At 35.9% G+C, this 23132-nt stretch carries 25 protein-coding genes; 8 read left to right on the top strand and 17 right to left on the bottom strand.

The genetic code is table 11. The features are described from left to right. Positions 1-6: 6 nt before the first annotated feature. Positions 7-1218, bottom strand: coding sequence for an ABC transporter permease (locus tag A6J74_RS11575; protein ID WP_001089114.1), 1212 nt, complete (start codon positions 1216-1218; stop codon positions 7-9). Further along, a complete protein-coding gene (gene ecsA, locus A6J74_RS11580) occupies positions 1211-1954 on the bottom strand; it encodes an ABC transporter ATP-binding protein EcsA (RefSeq protein ID WP_001292604.1) in 744 nt (247 codons plus the stop codon). The genes A6J74_RS11575 and ecsA overlap by 8 nt, the downstream gene beginning before the upstream one ends. 559 nt (positions 1955-2513) lie before the next feature. Between ecsA and A6J74_RS11590 the strand changes: the two genes are divergently transcribed. From A6J74_RS11590 to A6J74_RS11600, 3 genes are all read left to right on the top strand, one after another. Next, positions 2514-2948, top strand: a complete 435-nt coding sequence (locus A6J74_RS11590) for an HIT family protein (protein WP_001016840.1) — start codon at positions 2514-2516, stop codon at positions 2946-2948. A 214-nt stretch (positions 2949-3162) separates the two neighbouring features. Next, positions 3163-3525 carry a YtxH domain-containing protein gene (locus A6J74_RS11595; protein WP_000030306.1) on the top strand — a complete coding sequence of 121 codons (363 nt, stop codon included), beginning with the start codon at positions 3163-3165 and terminating at the stop codon, positions 3523-3525. A gap of 297 nt (positions 3526-3822) precedes the next feature. Continuing rightward, complete coding sequence (locus A6J74_RS11600) at positions 3823-4380, top strand: HTH-type transcriptional regulator Hpr (RefSeq protein ID WP_000834919.1); 558 nt, start codon at positions 3823-3825, stop codon at positions 4378-4380. A 5-nt stretch (positions 4381-4385) separates the two neighbouring features. Here the strand turns inward: A6J74_RS11600 and A6J74_RS11605 are convergent, their stop codons facing one another. After that, positions 4386-4721, bottom strand: coding sequence for a DUF1878 family protein (locus A6J74_RS11605; protein WP_000383648.1), 336 nt, complete (start codon positions 4719-4721; stop codon positions 4386-4388). Positions 4722-4839: 118 nt separating this feature from the next. On the opposite strand from A6J74_RS11605, the gene A6J74_RS11610 reads away from it, so the two are divergent. The 5 genes from A6J74_RS11610 to A6J74_RS30020 all read left to right on the top strand — a co-directional run bounded on the left by A6J74_RS11610 (position 4840) and on the right by A6J74_RS30020 (position 10323). Next, positions 4840-5034, top strand: a complete 195-nt coding sequence (locus tag A6J74_RS11610) for a hypothetical protein (protein ID WP_000172690.1) — start codon at positions 4840-4842, stop codon at positions 5032-5034. Positions 5035-5458: 424 nt separating this feature from the next. Beyond that, the gene (gene prsA, locus A6J74_RS11620) at positions 5459-6322 is read left to right on the top strand and encodes a peptidylprolyl isomerase PrsA (RefSeq protein WP_000710079.1); all 864 of its coding nucleotides are present in this window, start codon (positions 5459-5461) and stop codon (positions 6320-6322) included. 378 nt (positions 6323-6700) lie between these two features. Further along, positions 6701-9034, top strand: a complete 2334-nt coding sequence (helD, locus tag A6J74_RS11625; protein WP_001035451.1) for an RNA polymerase recycling motor HelD — start codon at positions 6701-6703, stop codon at positions 9032-9034. An 85-nt stretch (positions 9035-9119) separates the two neighbouring features. Beyond that, positions 9120-9683, top strand: coding sequence for a hypothetical protein (locus A6J74_RS11630; RefSeq protein ID WP_001017091.1), 564 nt, complete (start codon positions 9120-9122; stop codon positions 9681-9683). A 475-nt stretch (positions 9684-10158) separates the two neighbouring features. After that, complete coding sequence (locus A6J74_RS30020) at positions 10159-10323, top strand: hypothetical protein (protein WP_000561154.1); 165 nt, start codon at positions 10159-10161, stop codon at positions 10321-10323. Between the two features lie 200 nt (positions 10324-10523). On the opposite strand, the gene glpD is transcribed toward A6J74_RS30020, so the two are convergent. The 14 genes from glpD to A6J74_RS11710 all read right to left on the bottom strand — a co-directional run bounded on the left by glpD (position 10524) and on the right by A6J74_RS11710 (position 23117). Continuing rightward, positions 10524-12206, bottom strand: coding sequence for an aerobic glycerol-3-phosphate dehydrogenase (glpD, locus tag A6J74_RS11645; RefSeq protein ID WP_000672822.1), 1683 nt, complete (start codon positions 12204-12206; stop codon positions 10524-10526). A gap of 133 nt (positions 12207-12339) precedes the next feature. Continuing rightward, on the bottom strand, positions 12340-13830 hold the full coding sequence (gene glpK, locus A6J74_RS11650; RefSeq protein WP_080609505.1) for a glycerol kinase GlpK: 1491 nt from the start codon (positions 13828-13830) through the stop codon (positions 12340-12342). Positions 13831-13842: 12 nt separating this feature from the next. Further along, complete coding sequence (gene glpF / locus A6J74_RS11655) at positions 13843-14664, bottom strand: glycerol uptake facilitator protein GlpF (protein ID WP_001272191.1); 822 nt, start codon at positions 14662-14664, stop codon at positions 13843-13845. A 227-nt stretch (positions 14665-14891) separates the two neighbouring features. Next, positions 14892-15452 (bottom strand): glycerol uptake operon antiterminator GlpP, encoded by a 561-nt coding sequence (gene glpP, locus A6J74_RS11660; protein ID WP_000394289.1) that lies wholly within the window; start codon positions 15450-15452, stop codon positions 14892-14894. Positions 15453-15549: 97 nt separating this feature from the next. Continuing rightward, the gene (locus A6J74_RS11665) at positions 15550-15999 is read right to left on the bottom strand and encodes a helix-turn-helix domain-containing protein (RefSeq protein WP_000577659.1); all 450 of its coding nucleotides are present in this window, start codon (positions 15997-15999) and stop codon (positions 15550-15552) included. A gap of 221 nt (positions 16000-16220) precedes the next feature. Further along, entirely contained in the window at positions 16221-16421 is a 201-nt protein-coding gene (locus A6J74_RS11670; protein ID WP_000404439.1) for a sporulation YhaL family protein, read from the bottom strand. Between the two features lie 80 nt (positions 16422-16501). Continuing rightward, positions 16502-17374, bottom strand: a complete 873-nt coding sequence (locus A6J74_RS11675) for an alpha/beta fold hydrolase (RefSeq protein WP_000819488.1) — start codon at positions 17372-17374, stop codon at positions 16502-16504. Between the two features lie 241 nt (positions 17375-17615). Continuing rightward, complete coding sequence (locus tag A6J74_RS11680; protein WP_000725083.1) at positions 17616-17864, bottom strand: hypothetical protein; 249 nt, start codon at positions 17862-17864, stop codon at positions 17616-17618. Beyond that, positions 17864-18952 carry a response regulator aspartate phosphatase gene (locus tag A6J74_RS11685; protein ID WP_000500566.1) on the bottom strand — a complete coding sequence of 363 codons (1089 nt, stop codon included), beginning with the start codon at positions 18950-18952 and terminating at the stop codon, positions 17864-17866. Before A6J74_RS11685 ends, A6J74_RS11680 begins: the two co-directional genes overlap by 1 nt. Positions 18953-19204: 252 nt before the next feature. Then, a complete protein-coding gene (locus A6J74_RS11690; protein WP_001072584.1) occupies positions 19205-20182 on the bottom strand; it encodes a ring-cleaving dioxygenase in 978 nt (325 codons plus the stop codon). A 55-nt stretch (positions 20183-20237) separates the two neighbouring features. After that, positions 20238-21182, bottom strand: a complete 945-nt coding sequence (locus A6J74_RS11695; RefSeq protein WP_000272969.1) for a ring-cleaving dioxygenase — start codon at positions 21180-21182, stop codon at positions 20238-20240. A gap of 508 nt (positions 21183-21690) precedes the next feature. After that, positions 21691-21786: a hypothetical protein gene (locus A6J74_RS30690; protein WP_079996378.1), complete on the bottom strand. Its 96-nt coding sequence runs from the start codon at positions 21784-21786 to the stop codon at positions 21691-21693. A gap of 24 nt (positions 21787-21810) precedes the next feature. Then, entirely contained in the window at positions 21811-21993 is a 183-nt protein-coding gene (locus tag A6J74_RS11705) for an AAA family ATPase (RefSeq protein WP_001022903.1), read from the bottom strand. A 794-nt stretch (positions 21994-22787) separates the two neighbouring features. Continuing rightward, positions 22788-23117: a hypothetical protein gene (locus A6J74_RS11710; protein ID WP_000566287.1), complete on the bottom strand. Its 330-nt coding sequence runs from the start codon at positions 23115-23117 to the stop codon at positions 22788-22790. Positions 23118-23132: the final 15 nt, after the last annotated feature.

A 23132-nucleotide genomic window follows, 5' to 3' on the forward strand; every position in this document is an offset into this window, starting at 1 on the left:
TTCCTTTCAATTTAAACGCTCAATGCGCTTCGCCCCGTATTGGTAAACGAAACCGATACTAAATAATATGCTTACGATAAGTAAAATTCCTGTCATCATGAAATCTTTCGTTGCTAGTGCAAATATAACTGTAAAGATTACGCTCCCGATGATTAGAATCGCGTTTAATAAAGTAAGAAAATCTTTCTTCTTTTCATCTACCTTTACTGGATACAAATCAAGCCAAATTTTCATGCGGTGATGTTTCCATAAAGTTAATAGCTGATAGCCGATTAAGTATAGGAAGATAAAACTCACGATGAATCGTCCATATAAAAATGGAATGAAGTAAAGAATAACTCCTCCAAGAGCGAGCAAACGCACATATAATCCAAAATAGTTACCTGATCTTAAAAATGTTCTCGTATATAAGTATAAATATGTACGCTTTTCGCCGATTATCGAAAGAATGAAATCAAGCCATTTCTTGCGGGATACTCTCTCTTTTAATGCTGGTACATCAACGAACATATTCGCAATGCGGTACAGTAACATCATCTTTTTACCTTCTTCAGAAATTAAATACTCCCAGTTTAGTGGCTTCCCTTTCACCATTTGATGCATGATAGCAAGGTATAACACCATGAATAGAACAATTCCGCCAATAAAAAGAACTGAAGTACGTTCTACAAGGAAATATACAAATAAACCGTTTAAGATAAAACGTATGAACCAATCCGCCTTTTGTACATTTTGATCTGTTAAAAAGGACTTTTCCCACGCTATAAATAAATTCCAAGCTTTCACAATAACAAACGCGATTACAATCCATATGTAAGCCGCTCCTGTTTGCTTCATTTGCTGGAAGTATAACGGGGCAAGCGCAGCTGCTACGATTGCGATTATGTATAACTGAATCATAAGCGTAAAGAGAAAGGCCTTTGTGAAGTAAGGCTTTAGCTTCTCTTCAACTGGCAGTAAGTAAACAAGGTCTGCTTCTTTTAATAACGTTTGCATTGATCCAGCTGTTAAAACTAGTCCAATTAACACTGCCATCACGAGCGCAGTTGGAAACGAAGGTGTTAACGTTTGTAACCATTGTTGGTAATAATACGCTCCCGCACCGATGATAAACACGAAAATAAATTTCAAATGATCGTTAAATACGTATTTACTATATGTACGAACTTCTTTTAGAAAGTGACGAAATCGTTCTTTCCATAATGCTGTACTATTCATAATCTTCTTCCTTTGTTAAGGCAATATAAATATCATCTAACGTTGCACCTGGCATATTAAACTGTGATTGCAGTTCAGATAATGTTCCCATCGCTCTTACTTCGCCTTGATGTAAAATAATGAACGAATCACAATAACGTTCTGCCGTCGCTAAAATATGTGTACTCATTAAAATACCTGCGCCGCTCTTTTTCATTTGATCCATCATTTGAAGTAGAGATTGAATTGCTAACGGATCCAGTCCAACGAAAGGTTCGTCTACTATGTAAAGAGATGGCTCCACTAAAAATGCACTCATAATCATTACCTTTTGTTTCATCCCTTTTGAGAAATGAGATGGAAACCATTTTAAACGATTTTTCATACGAAATTCTTGTAATAGTTGTCCTACACGTTCTTCGTACTGTTTTTCATCGACACCGTACGCCATCGCTGTTAATTTCAAATGCTCTTCTAGCGTTAGCTCATCATATAATACCGGTGTTTCTGGAATGAATGAAAAGCTAGAACGGTACGCTGTCATATCATCACGAATTGTTTTCCCATTAATTGTGACAGTTCCTTTTTTCGGTTCCATTAAACCGATAATATGTTTAATCGTCGTACTTTTACCAGCCCCATTTAAACCGATTAAGCCGACAAGTTCGCCTTTATTAACAGAGAACGAAACGTCTTTTAATACAGGTCGTTTCGTATATCCTCCTGTAACATTTTCTACACGCAATAACTCGCTCATACGACACCACTTTCTTCATTAGTATTCATTCTATATTCATCTTACCAAAAATTGCGCTGTACTACATAGTATCGATGTGTTCAAAAAAAATTTAAATTTGTTAGCATATATTTTTACGAAAGCGGACATCATAATTAGTGAAGAAGGAACACATTGAAAAAGCAACCACCAATTGATGAGTATAACAACATAGTGAAGTCATCATGAAATGGGGTGTCCATGTTGGACAATGAAATTTACACATAACCAGATTATTTGTTTCATTTTCGAAACGGGGTGTCTCCGAAAGAGCATATACTGTTTTAAAAAATAAACAATTTCATTTTAAAAAGATTGCAATTCATTTCACTTGAAAATGGGGTGTCTACGGCAGAAACTTTAGCCGATTTACCATGCATTTCTTAAATAAATGGGGTGTCTGCGAAACGTAAATTACGATAATGCTTTTTCAATCCCTCTTCAGAAAACAGGAAGCTGACTCAGCTTCCTGTTTTTCGTGTTTGTTCTCTTATGTAATTATGGTAAAATACGGCTAAGGATATTTGAAAGGATGAGATCAATGAATCATACAGCAGACAATTGTATTTTTTGTAAAATCATTGACGGGCAAATCCCTTGCTCAAAAGTATACGAAGATGAACATGTGCTTGCATTTTTAGATATTAGTCAAGTAACAAAAGGACATACTCTTGTTATTCCGAAAGTTCACAAACAAGACATTTTTGCGTTAACGCCAGAAATCGCATCACACATTTTTTCTGTCGTTCCAAAAATCGCAAATGCGATTAAAGCAGAGTTTAATCCAGTTGGCTTTAACCTACTTAACAATAACGGTGAAAAAGCTGGACAAACTGTGTTCCACTTCCACCTTCATTTAATTCCACGCTACGGTGAAAACGATGGTTTCGGTGCCGTTTGGAAATCACACCAAAATGAATATACAATGGAAAATTTACAAAACATCGCAAGCACAATTGCAAATAGTGTGAAATAGTGACACTATAAGAAGACGTAATACATAACAAGCCAATTCCCCGAAGTAATTACATATTGCAAGGCTTGTTTCTTCACTCCATATACCGGGGTATACTTTTCTGTGCATAGCGCACTTACAAGAAGGAAAAGTTCTCTTTTCTTTCTCTTGTTTTAAAGATATGCATACTATTTCACATCATGAATACGAACGAAAAATAAGGAGGTCTCTTTTTATGTCAAAAGCTAAATCCTTTATTACAGGTGTCCTTTGCGGCGGAGCAGTTGCTGGATTAGCAGTTCTTTTCTCTACTCCTTCTTCTGGCAAAGCCATGCGCGGCAAGTTAAAAGAAAAAGGAAATGATATTAAAAAGACTTTAGCTGATATTACAGCTGATACAAAGTTATTAAAGCGTCAAATCGTTGAAACTGCTTCAGAAGGTAAAGAAGTGTTTCAAGAATTAAAAGACGACATGCAAGACACGCTTTCTAACTGGAAACAAGATATTTCTCAAAACAAGCGCCATATTGAAAAAGAAATTTTGGACATTCAAAAGTCAATTGAGAAACTACAAGAAGCTGTTCCAGAAAAAGCGTAAACAAATTCCTGCTTAGTTTTTGCATATAACAAATATTTTTTATATAAATTGACCTTAACACGGCATATCACATAGATATGCCGTGTTTTTATGCATTTACAATATATGTTAGCCATTAACATGTAAGGACAACACATGTACTCACGACTCATAAACCGCTTCCATAGTTATGCATGATTTGTATAGAATGTCATTTTTTTAAAAAATTTTCACAATTCTCACAAAAAGACTTTATTAATTTTTATTTTACTGGCATAATAGATAGTAATGAAAAAGAATGTTAAAGTGGGTGAGTAAATGAAAAGTGGAGAAAAAGATTACTCGGTAAAAGAAGCGATGATTTTCAGCCAACGCATTGCTCAATTATCGAAAGCGTTATGGAAATGTGTAGAGAAAGATTGGCAAATGTGGATTAAGCCTTACGATTTAAATATTAATGAGCATCATATTTTAACAATCGCTTATCATTTAAAAGGGGCTTCTATTTCTGAGATTGCTAAGTTTGGAGTTATGCACGTATCAACGGCGTTTAACTTCTCGAAAAAGCTTGAGGAACGCGGCTATCTTGTATTCTCGAAAAAAGAAGATGATAAACGAAATACGTACATTGAAATTACAGATAAAGGGGAAGAATTACTACTTCGCTTAATGGAGGAGTATGACCCTGAAAGTAATTCAGTGTTTAATGGGGCTCTTGCACTTCGTAATTTTTATGGAAAGTTCCCAGAAAATATCGAGCTGATTGCTATCTTGCGCAATATTTACGGACAAGACTTCATCGATATTTTTGAGAAATCATTAGAAGATATTGAGGAGAATTTTACGGAATCCGATCAGAAGTTAGTTAAGAAATAATCTATTTATTTTTTCGCACTCATGCGTAAGAATTCATTCATAAGTGGGTTAAATAAACCTTGTTTTGCTAGCGCTTCCGCAGTTTCGTTTACTTCGAGCTGATGTGGAAGCGCTTTTTCAAATTGATCTAACAGCGCATCGAACAATAAAAGGCCTTCTGCTTTCTCCGCTACATATTGTTCGTTCAATGTTTCACAAAGTTTCAGTATACGTTCAATATCTTTTTTACGGGCTTTTTTCTTTATGATTAAAGAATAAAATGGACACTTTTCTTCATCAATCATTTTAAATAGTAGGTCTACGTAGTATTCAGCTTGTTCTAATCTTCTAACAACGTCCATTTTCTCCCTCACTTTCTAACACAAAGTCTTCTATTTCTGAATTTTATAACACGAACAAAATATCGTATGATACAATATATAAAGTATATGTATTTTAGCCAAAAGGAGGTCTCGCCTCATGACACTTATAACAGTTGTTTTTGTCGCATTCGCACTTCTTGTTATATTTTACACGAATTTCATGACACATACACTGTGTGAACGAAAACAAATAGCTGCGAGCCGCCAGCCCGGTGTCTTTCGGGTTATTAATGTATGTATAACAATTTTATTAATTTCTAGTTATATAGAAATTATATTTCATGGAAAGTGAGGAAGGAAAGCCCCTTCCTCACTTTTTTCCTCTATAAGCAAATTATACCTACTATAACCAATAAAATAAACAGTACAAGTAATAAAATAAGTTGAGAATTCATCCCCATCCCCTCCTCTATTCTGTATATGCGGCATCCGCCCAATATGGCACACTTTCAAAATCTGACACGATATGGTTAATTTTTCTTTATCAATATGAAAACGAGTCGAAATATGATATATTAAACTTTGTACATATTGCTTATACTATAGAACAAATAACATCCATCAAAACTTTATCCTCAGCCTCGGTAAGCCCTGTTAAGCGCGCTTTAACAATATAAAAAGCAAAAGTATCAGTGAGACTTAATCGGGCTCTTATGAACTTAAGTTCATTGGTGTAGGATAAATTAAAAATACATAATAGTAGGAGTGTTTATTGAATGAAGAAAGCTATGCTTGCCTTAGCCGCAACAAGTGTAATCGCATTATCAGCATGTGGAACATCATCATCAGACAAAGTTGTTACTTCTAAAGCTGGTGATATTACGAAAGAAGATTTCTACAATGAAATGAAGCAAAAAGCTGGTAGCCAAGTCTTACAAGGTATGGTTATGGAAAAAGTACTTATCAAAAACTACAAAGTAGACGACAAAGAAGTAGATAAAAAGCTCGATGAAACGAAAAAACAAGTTGGTGATCAATTCGATACACTGTTAAAACAACAAGGTATGAAAGAAGAAACATTTAAAAATATGTTACGTGCTCAATTAGCTCAAGAAAAAGCAATTGAAAAAACAATCACTGATAAAGAACTAAAAGAAAACTACAAACCTGAAATTAAAGCAAGCCACATTCTTGTAAAAGATGAAGCTACTGCGAAGAAAGTTAAAGAAGAACTTGGACAAGGTAAATCTTTCGAAGAGTTAGCGAAACAATACTCTGAAGATACTGGTTCAAAAGAAAAAGGCGGAGACTTAGGATTCTTCGAACATGGTAAAATGGTTAAAGAATTCGAAGATGCTGCTTATAAACTGAAAAAAGATGAAGTAAGCGAACCTGTAAAAACACAATTCGGTTACCACATCATTAAAGTTACAGACATTAAAGAGCCAGAAAAATCATTCGAACAATCTAAAGCTGACATCAAAAAAGAACTAATTGCGAAGAAAATGCAAGATGGCGCATTCATGAACGATCTTATGATGAAAGAAATCAAAAAAGCTGACGTAAAAGTTGACGATAAAGATTTGAAAGATCTTTTCGAAGAGAAAAAAGCTGACGAGAAAAAAGAAGAAAAGAAATAATGAAATAAAAAGCTCGGGCTTAGGCCTGAGCTTTTTTGTATACCCTCTTCTCTCGGGAGTTATATCCAGATTCGGTAAATGAAATTATATAGTTGGTCCTCTGAATGAATTATATCGGCGATTTTCGAAATATATCGACTTACCGACAAAAAACGACAACAAGCGTGACTCCCTCTACAAAAACAAAAAAACCTTGATCCACGTAGCATGGAACCAAGGTTTATCTTATTATCATTGATTAAATGAAAAAACTATGTTAAATTAGTACAGAAACACATTTTATAAAACGCAAAGAACGTATTTATCCGTATCTTAATTGTACACCAAAACACATCTTCAGTCAACCTCTATTTTTCACTTTTAAAGGAGTGCTACCGTATGAACAAAAAACTTGATCTAGAGCAAAAAAGATTGGATACCGTAATCGAAACGATTACGCAGCAAATTGATAAACTGGAAAACGAAACTGGCAGACGCCGGGCAGAAGTAATCCATATTCGTAAACATTTCTGGGATGACGTGAAAGTGAATACTGATACTTTTGATGATTATCTTGAAACAGTTATCAACTTAAGGCAACAAGCTCAGTCCCTTGCTGTAACACAAATTACACATAAGCACACTTTCAATCGACTCGCTGCACTAAGACGTATGCATAAAGCCCCTTACTTCGGACGCATTGATTTTACAGAAGAAGGTGAACCTGCCGCAGAGGAAATTTATATCGGCGTCGCTACGCTTACCGATGCTAGCGGAGAAAACTTCCTCATATACGACTGGCGCGCACCTATTTCGAGCGTTTATTACGACTATCCACCAGGACCAGCTGAATACAAAACACCAGGAGGCGTAGTTCGCGGTAATGTGGAGAAAAAATTACAGTACATTATTCAAAATGGCGAGATTGATTCTATGTTCGATACGAGCCTTACAATTGGCGATGAAATTCTGCAACAGGCGCTTGGAAAAGGTACGAATAAACATATGCAAAGTATCGTCGCTACGATTCAGCGCGAGCAAAATGAAATTATTCGTCACGATGAAGGCCGACTCCTTATCGTGCAAGGAGCTGCTGGTAGTGGTAAAACGTCAGCTGCCCTGCAACGTATTGCCTATTTACTATATAAATATCGCGAATGGCTAAAAGCGGACCAAATTATTCTCTTCTCCCCTAACTCTATGTTCAACAGTTACGTATCTAACGTACTGCCAGAACTCGGCGAAGAAAATATGCAGCAAGTCACATTCCAAGAATATTTAAACCATAGACTAAGTAAATCGTTTGATGTTGAAGATCCTTATGAACAACTAGAATATATGCTAACTGAAACGAATAGCCCTGCTTATAAAACGAGAAATGCGAGCATTCGATTTAAAGCATCTACTCAATTTTTCGAGATGATTAGAGCGTACAGACAATCTCTTGAATCTTCAGGCATGCTATTTAGAGGAATGAAATTTAGAGGGAAATTGATTGCCTCTGCTAAAGAAATTACAGAGCAATTTTATAATACGGATTCCTCCCTCCGCTTCCATAATAGAATCGAGAAGTTAACGGATTGGCTAAACAAACAAATAGACGCAATCGAAAAAACAGAACTGAAAAAGCCATGGGTAGAAGAAGAAATTGAATTACTTAGTAAAGATGAATATCAAAAAGCTTATAAATACTTACAGAAAAAAGGCGAGTTTGAAGATAACTCCTTTAATGATTATGAGAAAGAAACGAAAGTACTTGGACGTATGATTGTCCGTAAAAAATTGAAGCCGTTACGTAAAGGCGTTCAAACATTACGTTTCATCAATTTTACAGGCATATATAAACAACTCTTCACAGATGCATCATGGGTTACTGGAGAAAAGCCAAAAGAATGGGACGACATTTGCTCATTAACTGTGAACATGCTTGATGAAGGAAAATTATATTACGAGGATGCGACTCCATTTTTACTTTTAAAAGAACTAATTGAAGGCTTCCAAACGAATAGATCGATTAAACACGTACTCGTAGACGAAGCGCAAGACTATTCTCCGTTTCAGTTCGAGTTTTTAAAACGTCTCTTCCCTGCCGCAAAAATGACAGTGCTCGGAGACTTTAACCAAGCGATATTTGCCCATGCGAGTGAAACAGTGAACTTCAATACACTTACTAGCTTATACGGACCCGATGAAACGAACGGCATCAACTTAACTCGTAGCTATCGTTCCACAAAACCGATTATTGAATTTACACGCGCTCTCGTACCGCAAGGAAAAAACATTAACGCATTTGAACGTGACGGTGAGAAGCCTACAGTAACGAAAGTAGCGAATGATAGCGAACTGCACGACTGTATTTCTTCCAAAGTTGCTGAACTTCAAAAACAACAGCATAATACAATCGCAATTATATGTAAATCCGCAGCTGAAAGTGCCGCTGCCTACGAAGCACTTAATCATATCGAGAATATTAAACTCGTGAAAAGTAACTCCGCCGAGTATGAGCAAGGTATTGTCGTGATCCCGGCTTACTTAGCGAAGGGTATCGAATTTGACGCTGTTATTATTTATAATGCTTCTAAAGATGTGTACAGTGATGAGAGTGTTCGTAGATTGTTTTACACTGCTTGTACGCGAGCTATGCATGAATTACAACTTTATAGCGTTGGCGAGGTTAGTCCTTTTATACTCGGGGCTGCTTCAGAGAGCTTTGAACTTATTACAACACCTTGATACGAATCAAGGTGTTTCTTTTTTATGCAGGATTTACAACTTCAAAATAGAATATATCATTTTAGAAAAAATAAGGAGTGGAAAAATGAATCATTATTTCATTGCTATTTATGACGGTGAGTTTCCTACCGAAAAATTACATACCATTTTACAATTGAACCCCACTTTTATTGATTTAAACGTCCGCACCATTTCAATTTCATCACCAACACTTTTCACATTAGTAGTTGGAGAAGAAAACGATGCACTCACAACTGGACTTACAGATAAATACCACTTATTAACGAAGGAATTACAAGCACTTGAGCAGCAAGAAAAGTACTACTACGTATACGATTATAAAATTAGAAAGACCATCGAGAATCCTACCGAAAAATGCTTTCCATTAGCAAAAATCAATATAAACGTTACGAATTTCCATCAGATGATTCAAAAAGTAAAAGATTTAAAATACCCTGTATTTGCAGGGTATAAAATCATTTCTCATGATTCGGATATACTGACAATTGATGTACTTCTTTCTTCTCATTTATTAGATCCTAACACTTCTGAAAAAGATGCGGAAGAATACGCCTATTTACAACAACTAGCTGAATCAATTTCTCGTTCTGAATTATGTACTTCTATAAAAGCAAGTGCACTTATTTAAACACGAAAAGAGGGTTATTTATCATAGCCCTCTTTTGCTATCTATTTACGTTTGTACTTAATCAAAATAGTGAATTCTTTTTACATATAACAAAAACACCTTGATCATCATCAAGGTGTCCTCTTTATCTTCTATTTCAAACATCTCTACTGTTAATTCATCCACACTATTTCCTCCTTCCCATATATTAGACGACGCACTCTATGGAAAAGTTTTATACATTCATAAAAAAAAGAACGGTTAGCAATGTCCATACCGTTTTTTGAACTCTTAATTTTTCTTTACTATGAGTAAAATCAATCTTTATTTGCTCATCGCCCCCTCACTTTACACACGAATGAGTCATTTATTTTTACATATATGTCTTGTCCCTTATTTTGAAAAATAATACAATTAAAAAGTAACTTACTAACGCTATAACTAGTAGGTGTGGTAATCATCTCTTCCATTTTGAAAAAAGGGGGGAGGTGATAAAATGATCGCGATGTTTGTAATCAAATTAGTGTATGGTATCCTAACCGGAGCTGGCGTTGTCATCGGTAGAAGATACGTCGGTCCGTGGCTAATTTCTGTATACAAAAAAGCGAGAACCACCCTGCTTCGTGGAAAAGGTAAGGGCGGTTCTCGGCTAAAACGTTAATGTAATTGTCTTATAACCGCACCTACTACCACCACAATAGCAAGTTAGGTTACACAAGGCAGAAGTTTCTCAGACTTCTGTCTTTTTTATTTTATGCAAAATTCATACTACATACCCTATCATCATTGTAACACATTCTATTTATTTTTAGTCAAGATAAAAAAACCACCTAAAGGCTCCCCTTCAGGTGGTTTTCTATTTTACGCTAACGCAGCTGCTTGTTCTTGTTGATCTACAGGAATAACAGCGTCTGTTAATGCTTTTTCTAATTCTGCTGTGTATTTCATTTGTTCTTCTTTGCTCCAGCCTAGTTTCGCAGCCATGTAGTTGATTACTGCTTCTTTCCACTCGTATACCCAGTGGATGTTGAAGAATACAGCACCTCTGCGGCGTACGAAGAAGTCTACTGGTTTTGCTGTCATTTCGTAATCCATTGCGTATACAAGTGGGATTAGAACGTCAAGCGGCATGTTATATTCTTTCGCTTCGTCTTTATGTTTTTTCGCTAAGTCGAATAGTACGTCAACGTTAGAGCCGTAGAATTTCGCGAACTCTTCTGCTTGCGCTTTCGTTAAACCAGATTTCGTACCTTCGTCTGCTTTTTTCGCAACGAATGCTTGGAATCCGTGTGAACCATCTACATGTCCACCAGAGATTGGCATATGTTTCGTGTCACTCTTCGGATATGCACTATGACCTTCTTTTTGTAGTAAGTTTGTTACGTAGTCTACTACCATTTCAGCCATTTTGCGGTATCCTGTTAATTTACCACCAGCGATTGTAATTAAACCAGATTCAGAAGTCCAAATTTCATCTTTACGAGAAATTTCAGATGCATTTTTACCTTCTTCATAAATTAATGGACGTACACCAGCCCAGCTTGATTCAACATCTTTTTCCGTAATTTTCACGCTTGGGAACATGTAGTTAATCGCATTAATAATGTATGTGCGATCTTCTGTTGTCATGTGTGGTACAGCTGCATCTTTATCATAGAACGTATCTGTTGTACCTACGTATGTTTTTCCGCCACGAGGAATCGCGAACACCATACGTTTATCTGGTGTATCGAAGTAAATTGCTTGACCTAATGGGAAACGTTTTTGATCAATTACTAAGTGAACACCTTTTGATAACTGAAGTACTTTTCCTTTTTTCGAGTTATCTTTTTCACGAAGTGTATCTACCCAAGGACCAGCTGCGTTTACAATTTTCTTACCGTAAACTTCGTACACTTCTCCGTCTAGTAAATCGATTACACGTACACCGCATACTTTTCCATCTTTATATAAGAAACTGTCTACTTTTGCGTAGTTAACAGCTTTCGCACCATGCTCAATTGCTTCTTTCATTACTTCAATTGTAAGACGCGCATCGTCTGTACGATATTCTACGTAGTAACCGCCGCCTTTTAATCCTTCTTTTTTCACAAGAGGCTCTTTGTTTAATGTTTCTTCACGGTTAAACATTTTTCTGCGCTCGCTTCGTTTTACACCTGCTAAGAAGTCGTATACACGAAGACCAATTGATGTACTGAATGATCCGAACGTACCGCCTGTATGGAACGGAAGTAACATCCACTCTGGTGTTGTTACATGGGGACCGTTCTCATATACGATCGCACGCTCTTTCCCTACCTCTGCTACCATTTTCACTTCAAGTTGTTTTAAATAACGTAGACCACCGTGTACAAGTTTCGTAGAACGACTTGATGTACCTGCTGCAAAGTCCTGCATTTCAAACACAATTGTTGATAACCCGCGTGTTGCCCCATCTAATGCAATACCAGAACCAGTAATACCTCCACCAATTACGATCACATCTAACTCTTGTTTATTTACTCCGTTTAATACGTCTTTACGTTGTTTACTTGAAAATTTCATGGTAATTCCTCCCTTTGATAACGAAAAAAGAGACCACGAACTCCGCTATAGATTTCGCCTCTATAGCGTGTTGTGGTCTCTCCAAATCTCCTACCGAATTATTAACTTGTCATCATTATAACACTGTTTATGATTATTTGAAAGCTTTTGTTGCTTCAATTGCTTTTTTCCATCCAGCATATAGCTCTTCGCTTGTTTCCGCTTCCATCGTTGGTTCAAAGCGTTTGTCCATATGCCACTGCGCTTTAATTTCATCTTGGTTTTTCCAATATCCAACCGCAAGACCTGCTAAGTATGCTGCACCTAAAGCTGTCGTTTCATTGATCACTGGACGCTCTACAGGAACTTCTAAAATATCACTTTGGAACTTCATTAAGAAGTTATTCTTAACTGCTCCGCCATCAACGCGTAATGTATTTAGTTCGATACCTGAATCTGCTTCCATTGCACAAAGTACATCTTTCGTTTGGTATGCTAAAGATTCTAGCGTCGCACGAATGAAGTGCTCTTTCGTCGTACCGCGTGTTACGCCAAACATAGCGCCGCGTACTTCACTATCCCAGTAAGGTGTTCCGAGTCCTACGAATGCTGGTACAACGTATACACCATCAGTTGATTCAACGCGTGATGCGTACACTTCACTCTCACTTGCATCTTTAAACATGCGCATTCCGTCACGTAACCACTGAATTGCAGAACCTGCTACGAAAATACTTCCTTCTAATGCGTAGTTTACTTTACCATCTAAACCCCATGCAATTGTTGTTAATAGACCGCGCTCAGAAGCTACTGCTTTTTCACCTGTGTTCATTAACATGAAGCAACCAGTTCCGTAAGTATTTTTCGCCATACCTTCACCGAAACAAGCTTGTCCAAATAATGCTGCTTGCTGGTCACCAGCTACACCTGCAATCGGTATATTTTGACCGAAGAAGTGATAATCAATTGTTTCACCATATATTTCAGATGATGGACGTACTTCAGGAAGCATGCTCTTTGGTACTGTTAACATGTCTAGAAGCTCATCATCCCACTGTAAGTCGTGAATGTTAAACATTAATGTACGTGATGCATTTGAGTAGTCTGTTACGTGCGCTTTACCACCAGATAGTTTCCATACAAGCCACGTATCAATTGTTCCGAATAATAACTCACCGTTTTCTGCTTTTTCTCTTGCACCTTCAACGTTATCTAAAATCCATTTTACTTTCGTACCAGAGAAGTATGCGTCAATTAAAAGACCTGTTTTTTCACGAACCATTTCGCTATAACCTTTTTCTTTTAACTCATCACAAATCTCCATTGTTTGACGAGATTGCCATACGATTGCGTTATAAATTGGTTTACCAGTCGTTTTATCCCATACAACCGCTGTTTCACGTTGGTTCGTAATACCGATACCTGCGATTTGCTCTGGTTTTACATCCGCTTCACTTAAGCAAGTTGCGATAACTGCTAAAATAGATCCCCAAATTTCTTGTGCATTATGTTCTACCCAGCCTGGCTTTGGAAAATGTTGCGTAAATTCTTTTTGAGCTGAATGAACGATTTCCCCTGCTTTATTGAAAAGAATTGCGCGTGAGCTAGTTGTTCCTTGGTCTAATGAAAGAATATATTTTTTCATATCGGTTTCCCCCTATGCTACTTTTCTATTATTTGTAGTGCTTCCACTTTTTTTACTTGTCATATATGAGATTGCTAGTACAACCACAGTTGCAATAATTACATAAATAAGTGCTGAATTTTGTTTTCCTTCAAATACAACTTGATGGAATAAACCTGCAAGTGATCCACCTAAAATCGGACCAACTACTGGAATCCATGCATACTTCCAGTTTGAACCGCCTTTTCCTGCAATCGGAAGGAAGAAGTGTGCAATACGCGGACCTAAATCACGAGCCGGGTTGATTGCGTATCCTGTTGTTCCACCTAATGATAAACCAATACTTACAATTAAGAAACCTACGATAAATGGATTTAATCCATCTGCAAATTTATTTGCTCCAATTGCTAATATACCAAATACTAAAACGAATGTTCCAATCATTTCACTTAAAAGGTTTGCAAATGTGTTCGGAATTGCTGGACCTGTTGCAAATACGCCTAACTTTGTTCCTGGATCTTCTGTTTCTTTCCAATGTGGTAAATAGTGTAAATATACGATAATTGCCCCGATAATTGCCCCAATCATTTGTGCTGCGATATAACCTGGTACGTCACTCCATGGGAACGCTCCCTTAAATGCTAGTCCTATCGTTAAAGCTGGATTCAAATGTGCCCCACTAATTGATCCAACCGCATACGCTGCAACCGCTACCGCTAAGCCCCAGCCCATTGTAATTACAATCCAACCAGAATCTTTCGCAAACGACTTCTTTAAACTTACACCAGCACAAACGCCGCCACCAAGTACGATTAACAACGCTGTCCCTATTAATTCCCCTAAAAATGCTGACATAAAATCCCTCCACAATCAATTTAAATGCTTTCAAATGTGATAGAGGTAAAATGAATGGCCATTCGTTTTTTTCAAAAGAAAAAGATCCACAGCTTACACGCTTCTATATAAAAGTATATAGAAACAATGAAATGTGGATCTCTTCTTTTCTCCGTCACGTTTATTAACTTGTCTATAATGTTAACCGTTAATGAAAGCGGTGTCAACAGAATCTTTTCACATTTTCGTCACTTTTTTTGGTAATGTTTCCATAATTCTTTTTTCGATGTCGTAATCGCTGTCGCACCAGCATGTAAAGCTCTTTCAACATCCTCCACAGTACGAATAAAACCACCCGCTAAAATTGGTACACCTGTACGCTCTTTCACTTCAGCGATCACATCCGTTAGCGCACCAGGAAGCACCTCTATATAATCCGGTTTCGTCTTTTCTAACAAATTACAGCTCTTTTCCATCGCACTAGAATCAATCAAAAAGATGCGTTGAATGGAGACGACACCCTTTTGCTTCGCCTTCATAATTACGCTCGCCTTTGTTGACAATAACCCGTACGGTTTATATTCTTGGCATAAAAACTCCGTCGCATGCCCATCACTTTGTAACCCATGGATCAAATCAACATGTAAAAACACCTTTTTACCGTGTTGCTTCGCGAGTGAAACAACACTCTTCAATTGACCAACATGAATATCTAAAATAACAATATATTCATACGAACTATGTAATAGCTTTTCCAAGTCTTTAATTTGCCTCACTGCTGGCAAAATCTTTTGTTCATGAAATTCCATTCTAAATGTCCCCTTCTTTATATCATCCTATCCTTTATAGTACACAATTTATATGAAAAGAACAGCTAGTGTAGGGAATTTCTTTCAAACCTTTCCTCTATTTATATATTTTCTTCAACTTATCAGAAACCGTGCCACCTATAATCATTAATATAAGAGGTAGAAAGTTCATCACATACGGTGCGTCTGCTACAATTGTAACGCTCGCTCCTGCAAACTTATTTAACATCCACACAATGATTTTTGTAACAAACAAAAATACGCCCATCATAAATAAACTATCAAAAAACACCTTCCATTTTGGATATGCCAATTGCTTACTATCTTCAATAACTTTCTGTGTCAACTCTTCATCACTCCTCAATAGCTCATCAATCGTAATACCGAACAAATCACTTAAATGAATAATAATTTCAATGCTCGGATAGTTCTTTCCCGTCTCCCATTTCGAAACAGATTGCCTACTTACATGAAGTTTTTCAGCCAAATCATTTTGGGACCAATTTCTTTTTTCCCTTTCTTCTTTTAAACGCTCGCTAAAAATCATACTGTGTTTATCACCTCTCTACGCCTAGTATGGTCAAACAAATGATGAAGAGTAAAGCTAGTTATCGTTGCATAACCTACGCAACTTATGCGTTACACCTTAACATAAAGCCATTGCGCACTTTATGTCATGCAAATTTTTTATATTTTTCTTCTATAATAATTTCCCGAACAATAAAAAGAAGAGAAACTAAACTCTTTTCTCTTCTTCAAAAGTTTCTATTAAAGCAATACCGAATCCTTATCACTATCCTGATTACGTTTCTCACGCTCTTCTTCTAAACGTTTCATATATACTTCGCCTTCTTTTTCAATAAACTCATTATCCATCTCTTGCTCTTTTTTCGAAGTATATAAAACCATGTAGCCACTTAGTACAATCCCAACAATTACAAGATACACCCACCATGGTAAAATTTCCAAATCACTTCATTCCTTTCTTTAGACAAGCCTTATTAGTTTCACTGTATGAGGAAAGAAGTGGATTTATGCTTAAAAACTTTTTATTGTGGATGCTTTGAGAAAAATGCTTGTACATATTCCATAAATTCGATTGGCTCTTGGCGGAACGGAGCATGGTATCCTTTTTCAATAATATGAAATGTACTATTTGTAAATAACTGATGATACAGCTCACCGTTTTTCCAAGAAACGCTCTTATCATGTCGTCCCCATATAATTAAAGTCGGTACTTTAATTTTATCGGCCTCCATCGCAATGCGGCGCTCTCTCATTTTCGTAAGCTGATCGTAATGCTCTTTATCATCACGACTATTTTTCACTTCATTTTTATTATAATCCGTAATCTCTGTTACTGTTTGAAGATCCGTTGATAGGGGCGACACTTCATAACTTTCTTTTTGCTGGAAAGACTCGATTCCTGTAGAATCCGCCAAAACGAGATGTGTCACTGCGTCCGGATATAAATACGCTAAATTAAGGGACATCTCTCCCCCCATCGAATGACCAAATACCGCAAACTGATCGTATCCGAGCTTCTTCATTAACTTATAATATAAATTCACTTGCGCAGGAAACGAATACTGAAAATCAACCGGCTTAGAAGAACGCCCAAATCCTAAAATATCAACTGCAATAATCGTATGATCTCTCGCAAGTTCCGGATAAATATCACTAAACCCATCTGAAGAACCACCAAATCCATGAAGCATAAGTAAAGGCGGCTTCCCCTCACCAATTTGCTTAAAGTAAATCGTCTGCCCATCAATCTGTGCCATACTCTCTTTCGTATTCAGCTTCATCATAACAGTATCTTTCACTTCTCTAACCTTCGCAATCGGCTTATCGACGAAGTTACATACTACTAACAAAACGAGCACAATACCGCTAATCATATAAAACTTAAACCGTTTCAAAATTTCCGTCTCCTTTCTCATGTTGCTATTTAAAGTTTTTACATTTTTTGGTTGTTTTATGATTGATTTTTAATTGTAACTGAATCAGTTACAATTATATAAAAAAAATATAACTCATCTCTATTACTGATGGTTACTTTGTAACTATTATAGTTACATATTAAAAGTAAGTCAATTCTTTTCTCTGCATGGCCAAAAAATAAAGAAGGGACTTCCATATGAAGTCCCTTCTTTATTTTTATTATAGTTGGCTTACTCCGCCGCCGTCGCCTCTATTATCTGCAGGTGCTCCACCCGTGTCTCCAATGTTAACGTAGTCTGGTCTTGCTGGTGCTCCACCTGTATCTCCCTTATTAAAACCAGAATACTCTGGTCCTGCTGGCGCTCCACCTGTATCTCCCTTATTAAGAGCAATAGCATTAAAATCATGGGAACCTAAAACTGAGAAAGTAAATGCAAATCCAATTACTGTTAACACAATTTTTTTCATTACTTTAACGCCCCTTTTGTCATCTGTTTTTGCCTCGCTTCTTTACTCATACGATAATATTTACTAGCCTTTTCATGATTGTTTATATCATAAAATTTATCTGCTAAGCGTTCTGTATATTCCTGAATACAGTCAAATAACTCTTCTCTTTCAAAGTAAGAAATACCTGCTATAACAACCTCTTCTAATGCATCAATATTTGTATTCATTTCATTTAAAACCATGAATCGGTATTGATATTCTTGATTCTTCAACTGATTACAAATATGCAATCCTTTACTTATTATGGCACTCGCTTTTTCAAATTCTTTTATTTTTAAATATTCATCAGCCTCCAAGTACAGTGCCCTAAAATGATTAGGAGCTTTCTTTGTTACTTCGGATAAATGGCGAATGGCTAACTCAGATAAATTCTGATTTGCATATAGCAACCCTAAGTTATTTCTAACCATTAAAATATATTTTTCATGATTAATTTGTTGAAAAACATTTAATGAATTATTAAATATCTCCTCTGCTAACTCAAATTGATTTAAATCAACATAGCATAACCCTAAAATATTCTCACATAAGGCAAAATTAATCTCATATCCTGATTGCTTCATAAAATCTTCTTTTGCCTTTTTCAAATAATCAATCGCATTAATTTGTTGATAGGAATGATAATGAAAGTTCCCCATCCGATAATTAAACTCTGCATGCTCTATCGGATCTGCAATATATTTCAATAACTTCTCAGCTTTTTCATACTGTTCTTTCGCTTCGTTATAATTTGAAATTAATGTACAATGAAATCCTTTAAAGAAGTGATAGTAATACGCTAGAAAGCCTTCTGTCGGAATTTCGAAAGATTCTACTTTATCAAAACTATCTTCTCTAACTGCAATCCAATCAACTAATGCATCATATCTGAATTTCAATAACGCATGATAAAGCGATACATCTTGATCCACTTCCAAACCACTAATCTTACTATCAATCTCCTCTTTCATTTCTGTAGCTTTCTCTATATGTTGCTGCAACATTACACGATACCAATCATCTAAAAAATGTTTCATTTGCTCCTTCGTTACTACATCTGCTCCCATACCTCGCGTCCCCCTTGCCCCAATTTATAAATTTGGGATATTTATACAATTATTCAAATTGTATATCATCGCCCATTAGCATGTATTGAAAAATTATTATCAGAATTTTTAATATTTTATTGTTATTATACTAAACATTTCCTATTACAAAACTTGAGAAATAATTATCAGAATTTTTATCGACCAATAAAAAAGCAAGCAATTTCAGCTATTCGCTAAAACTACTTGCTCTCCTACTTATTATCTCTATTTTTACTCTTTAATAAATTCCTTTGTACTTCTCACTGTATCAATTGGACGAACTAATTTTTCAATTTCTTCACGTTTTGGCTCTAGGAATGGAGGTAAAGATAATTTTTCTCCAAGTGTTTCGTATGGCTCATCTCCCATAAAACCAGGACCGTCTGTTGCGAATTCAAATAAAATTTGCGGTGCAACTCTTGCGTATAATGACTCGAAGAAGTGACGATTTACATAACCAGATGAAGGGAGACCAACGCTACCTATTCTTTCAATCCATTCTTCTAATACAGCGCGATCTTCTACACGGAATGCAGCATGGTGAACTGTACCAAAACCTTGTTGTGCTTCAGGAAGAACTGTATTATGTTCTACAATGACAGATGCACCGTTTCCACCTTCATTCACTTCAAATAAATAGAATTCTCCTTCTTGAGCAATCTCTTTAAATAATAGAACTTTTTCTAACACTTCTTTAAAGAAACTAAAGTTTGCGATACGAATAAATACAGGTCCTAAACCAGTAATTGCATATTCTAATGGCACTGGCCCGTTTTGCCATGGTGTACCTGATTCTACCCCTTTATCAACTTCATCCGAGATTAATTGATAGTGTTGATCATCAAAATCAACGAAAGAAAGAGTTTTCTTACCAAATTGCTCTTTAATTCCTGTATGTTCCACTTCAAGACGATCAAAGCGTTTCACCCAATATGATAATGCTGCATCCGTTGGAACACGGAATGAAGTTTTTGAAATTTCATTTGTACCGTGTACTCCTTTTGGAACACCTGGGAAGTCAAAGAATGTCATATCTGTTCCGGCACTACCTTTATCATCTGCAAAGAATAAATGGTACGTTTGAATATCATCTTGGTTTACCGTTTTTTTAACTAAACGCATTCCTAAAACATGAGTGAAAAATTCATAGTTCTTTTCTGCACTACTTGTAATCGCTGTAACGTGGTGAATTCCTTTTAATTGGTTCATTTTCTATTCCTCCAATGGTTTTCATTTATATATTAAATTTGTATTTTTTCTTCTATTACTTCTCTTCAATCGGAGCTAAATTTGCTTCAATTTCTGCTCGCTGATCTTCTAAGAATGGTGGTAAATCAAGTTTTTCTCCTAAATGCTCCACATCTCCATCAACTGTAAATCCTGGTCCATCTGTCGCAATTTCAAATAGAATTCCGTTTGATTCACGGAAATATAAGCTTTTAAAATAGAAACGGTCGATGATTCCTGAAGAATAGAAGCCTCTTTGTTTCACCTGTTCTTCCCAATAGGCAAGCTCTGCATCGTTTTTCACACGAATTGCTAAATGATGAATACTACCGCGGCCCGGCTTTTCAGAAGGACCATCTAAATATTTCACAACGATTTCTCCAAAGGCCTCTCCTTTTATAGACTGAAAAATTGCTTCTTCATCATTTCGGCTAACCTCTGTGTAACCAAACATTTCTGTAAGTGTACTCGCCATTTTATCAAGTCTACGCACTGTCATTTCCACAGCACCCATTCCTTGAATTTGATGCTTTGCAGGAACTTCTGATTTCTCCCACGTTTCCCAATGCTTCACTTTTTCGCCGTTTGAAACGAGTAGTACGAAACGAAGTCCTTCAAAATCCTCAAATTTCAAAGCAGGACGATTTGCATATGTTGTCATTTCACTATGTTCCACACCAAATTCCTCAAATCGTTCTTTCCAGTATTGCAAACTGTCCTCTGACGGAACGAGTAATCCAATTCGAGTAATCGCATTCGTACCACGATATGTTTTTCCTACTAAAGGAATTTCAAAAAATGATAGCTCCGTACCTGGGCTTCCTGTCTTATCTCCGTAAAATAAGTGATACATTGACGGATCGTCTTGATTTACCGTCATTTTCACACGACGTAAACCAAGCACGTTTTTATAAAAGTGATTATTTTCATTTGCGTTTTTCGTAACCATTGAAATGTGATGATGCCCTTTAATTTCATACATCGGTCATTCCTCCGTTTCATTTTACTAGTCAAGTGATAGCCAAAAAAATAATATGCTTCTTAGCTTTTCAATTTATTCTCATTATGTTTTTATAACTTAGTCGTAGTTTTTACTAAATAAGCTGCATTGAATTCATTCATAAATTACTTTGTCTTGTAAACCGAAAGTAACTGAGTATATGTTTTTCAGGTGACTCATTTGCTTTCGTTACTATCACTTTACAACTCAAGTGATTAAAAAGCAAGTAAAAAATCTCGAATTTGAGATATTTTTTAGTTAAATAACATTTAGGGTGTAAAATCATTAATTTCTATGTGGGATAGCGTCACATCACTATCAAGCTAAAGACTCCAGGCTCCCCATGCCCCAAAACAAAAATTTTATCTCACCACAGTTGGTTGTTTATGAGAATTCAGTGTACTTTTGTCGTTTTGGAGAATAATGAAATTCTTAATCTGATGGCGATGAGGAGTTATATTATTTTTCTTCCTACCACAAATGAGAGATACTAACTCAGAGAAGATCTTCTGGTGCATAGCCTACTCGTTTTAAAATCACTTTCTTTCATATCAAAGTATTCTAATCCTACTACATCACCCGGCAACGTATCCGATGTAAATTGAACACGCTAAAAAGCCCCATCAATACTTTTCGCAAGAGTTTTGGCTAATGTTGTTTTCCCTGTTCCTGGTACGTCTTCTAATAAAACATGTCCATTTGCAACTAATGCAATCATCGCTAAATCAATTACTCCTTCCTTTCCTACAATAACCTTTGAAACGTTTTCTTTAATTTTTTCTAATATGTTCATATTCCTTATCTCCTTTATGTTATTTGATTTTTCTGATGTTTTATCACAATAAACATTTCCCATAAACTAGAAAATATAGATTTTGTTAGTGCTATCCCTTATTTTGAAGGGCTGTTCTTTTAAGATCTAATAACTAACGTTCTTGGACTAAAAACACTCGAGGTTCTTGGTTTGAGGACATTATAAAATCCATAAGTTGATGGATGTAGGATATCGCCAGCATTTTTGAAAAAACACGCTAAGAGTATGCAAGTACAGTTTTTCAGCTAATTCAGCAACAAACGAGGACTCTAAAGCCACTCCAGGATAGGAATGTATTAAAAAATGCATAGATCCATAAAACAAAAAAAAGGAATTTCCCTTGTGAGAATAGGGGTTCCTCCTTGTCCTTGCTACCGATAATAAGACGTTATGTTAACCTTACATGAATATCATATACAACCAAAATTATACAACATATCACTTCCTCTAAATGGTACAATTAGGAAAAAAGGGAGGGAAGTATGAAAAATAAAATACCTCTAATAACATTCATTTTAGCTGCTTTATTTGTAGCTGGAGGTTTTGCGTTCTTCTACTGGATCAAAATATTCCCATTCAACTAAAGAGACCTAACTACCGATAACACTGATTATATGAACGAAAAGCCCCTTGAGAAAATCTGAAGGGGCTTTTCTAGGTTTCTAGATAGATTGACTCCTCATAATGAGACGTTATGTTAACCCCATATGTATAGAATATACAGTTAACTAAAAATGAAAAGTTTACATTTTTTATTGTTTCTTATAAGTGAATTATTTGCATTCCTGTTTATATAATTTAAACGAATAAATAGCTCCAATAAAGAATACAAAAGCTTCAAATAATATAAAGATTTGACGGAAATTCTCAATATCTTTACCAACTAAAGAAATAAATATAGCATTCATTAGAATCTGAATAGTAAACATACGAGAAGTAATTTTTAAATAAATAGCATTTGTTCTTTCATATGGTTTACCAATTTTTTTGTAAATAATAATAAGTGCAATTACTGAACCCAAAAATAGAAGTGCTGTAAGTCCTACAACGATATTGAAATTGCCTGTACTTTCTAACATCCATTTATTTAATAGATCAATCATTATTATCTTCCTTTC

The organism is Bacillus sp. FDAARGOS_235 (assembly GCF_002073415.2).
In the GTDB taxonomy this organism is placed as follows: domain Bacteria; phylum Bacillota; class Bacilli; order Bacillales; family Bacillaceae_G; genus Bacillus_A; species Bacillus_A toyonensis.

Bases quoted from the DNA above. Each gene is read 5' to 3' on its own strand.
- glpP (WP_000394289.1), bottom strand. From the start codon at position 15,452: ATGGAATTTCATGAACAAAAGATTTTGCCAGCAGTGAGGCAAATTAAA.
- A6J74_RS30020 (WP_000561154.1), top strand. From the start codon at position 10,159: ATGATCGCGATGTTTGTAATCAAATTAGTGTATGGTATCCTAACCGGA.
- A6J74_RS11630 (WP_001017091.1), top strand. From the start codon at position 9,120: ATGAATCATTATTTCATTGCTATTTATGACGGTGAGTTTCCTACCGAA.
- A6J74_RS11695 (WP_000272969.1), bottom strand. From the start codon at position 21,182: ATGTATGAAATTAAAGGGCATCATCACATTTCAATGGTTACGAAAAAC.
- A6J74_RS11665 (WP_000577659.1), bottom strand. From the start codon at position 15,999: ATGATTTTTAGCGAGCGTTTAAAAGAAGAAAGGGAAAAAAGAAATTGG.
- glpF (WP_001272191.1), bottom strand. From the start codon at position 14,664: ATGTCAGCATTTTTAGGGGAATTAATAGGGACAGCGTTGTTAATCGTA.
- A6J74_RS11705 (WP_001022903.1), bottom strand. From the start codon at position 21,993: ATGAACATATTAGAAAAAATTAAAGAAAACGTTTCAAAGGTTATTGTA.
- helD (WP_001035451.1), top strand. From the start codon at position 6,701: ATGAACAAAAAACTTGATCTAGAGCAAAAAAGATTGGATACCGTAATC.
- A6J74_RS11590 (WP_001016840.1), top strand. From the start codon at position 2,514: ATGAATCATACAGCAGACAATTGTATTTTTTGTAAAATCATTGACGGG.
- A6J74_RS11685 (WP_000500566.1), bottom strand. From the start codon at position 18,952: ATGGGAGCAGATGTAGTAACGAAGGAGCAAATGAAACATTTTTTAGAT.
- A6J74_RS11610 (WP_000172690.1), top strand. From the start codon at position 4,840: ATGACACTTATAACAGTTGTTTTTGTCGCATTCGCACTTCTTGTTATA.
- A6J74_RS11710 (WP_000566287.1), bottom strand. From the start codon at position 23,117: ATGATTGATCTATTAAATAAATGGATGTTAGAAAGTACAGGCAATTTC.
- glpD (WP_000672822.1), bottom strand. From the start codon at position 12,206: ATGAAATTTTCAAGTAAACAACGTAAAGACGTATTAAACGGAGTAAAT.
- A6J74_RS11575 (WP_001089114.1), bottom strand. From the start codon at position 1,218: ATGAATAGTACAGCATTATGGAAAGAACGATTTCGTCACTTTCTAAAA.
- prsA (WP_000710079.1), top strand. From the start codon at position 5,459: ATGAAGAAAGCTATGCTTGCCTTAGCCGCAACAAGTGTAATCGCATTA.
- A6J74_RS11690 (WP_001072584.1), bottom strand. From the start codon at position 20,182: ATGAACCAATTAAAAGGAATTCACCACGTTACAGCGATTACAAGTAGT.
- ecsA (WP_001292604.1), bottom strand. From the start codon at position 1,954: ATGAGCGAGTTATTGCGTGTAGAAAATGTTACAGGAGGATATACGAAA.
- A6J74_RS11605 (WP_000383648.1), bottom strand. From the start codon at position 4,721: ATGGACGTTGTTAGAAGATTAGAACAAGCTGAATACTACGTAGACCTA.
- A6J74_RS11595 (WP_000030306.1), top strand. From the start codon at position 3,163: ATGTCAAAAGCTAAATCCTTTATTACAGGTGTCCTTTGCGGCGGAGCA.
- A6J74_RS11680 (WP_000725083.1), bottom strand. From the start codon at position 17,864: ATGAAAAAAATTGTGTTAACAGTAATTGGATTTGCATTTACTTTCTCA.
- A6J74_RS11600 (WP_000834919.1), top strand. From the start codon at position 3,823: ATGAAAAGTGGAGAAAAAGATTACTCGGTAAAAGAAGCGATGATTTTC.
- glpK (WP_080609505.1), bottom strand. From the start codon at position 13,830: ATGAAAAAATATATTCTTTCATTAGACCAAGGAACAACTAGCTCACGC.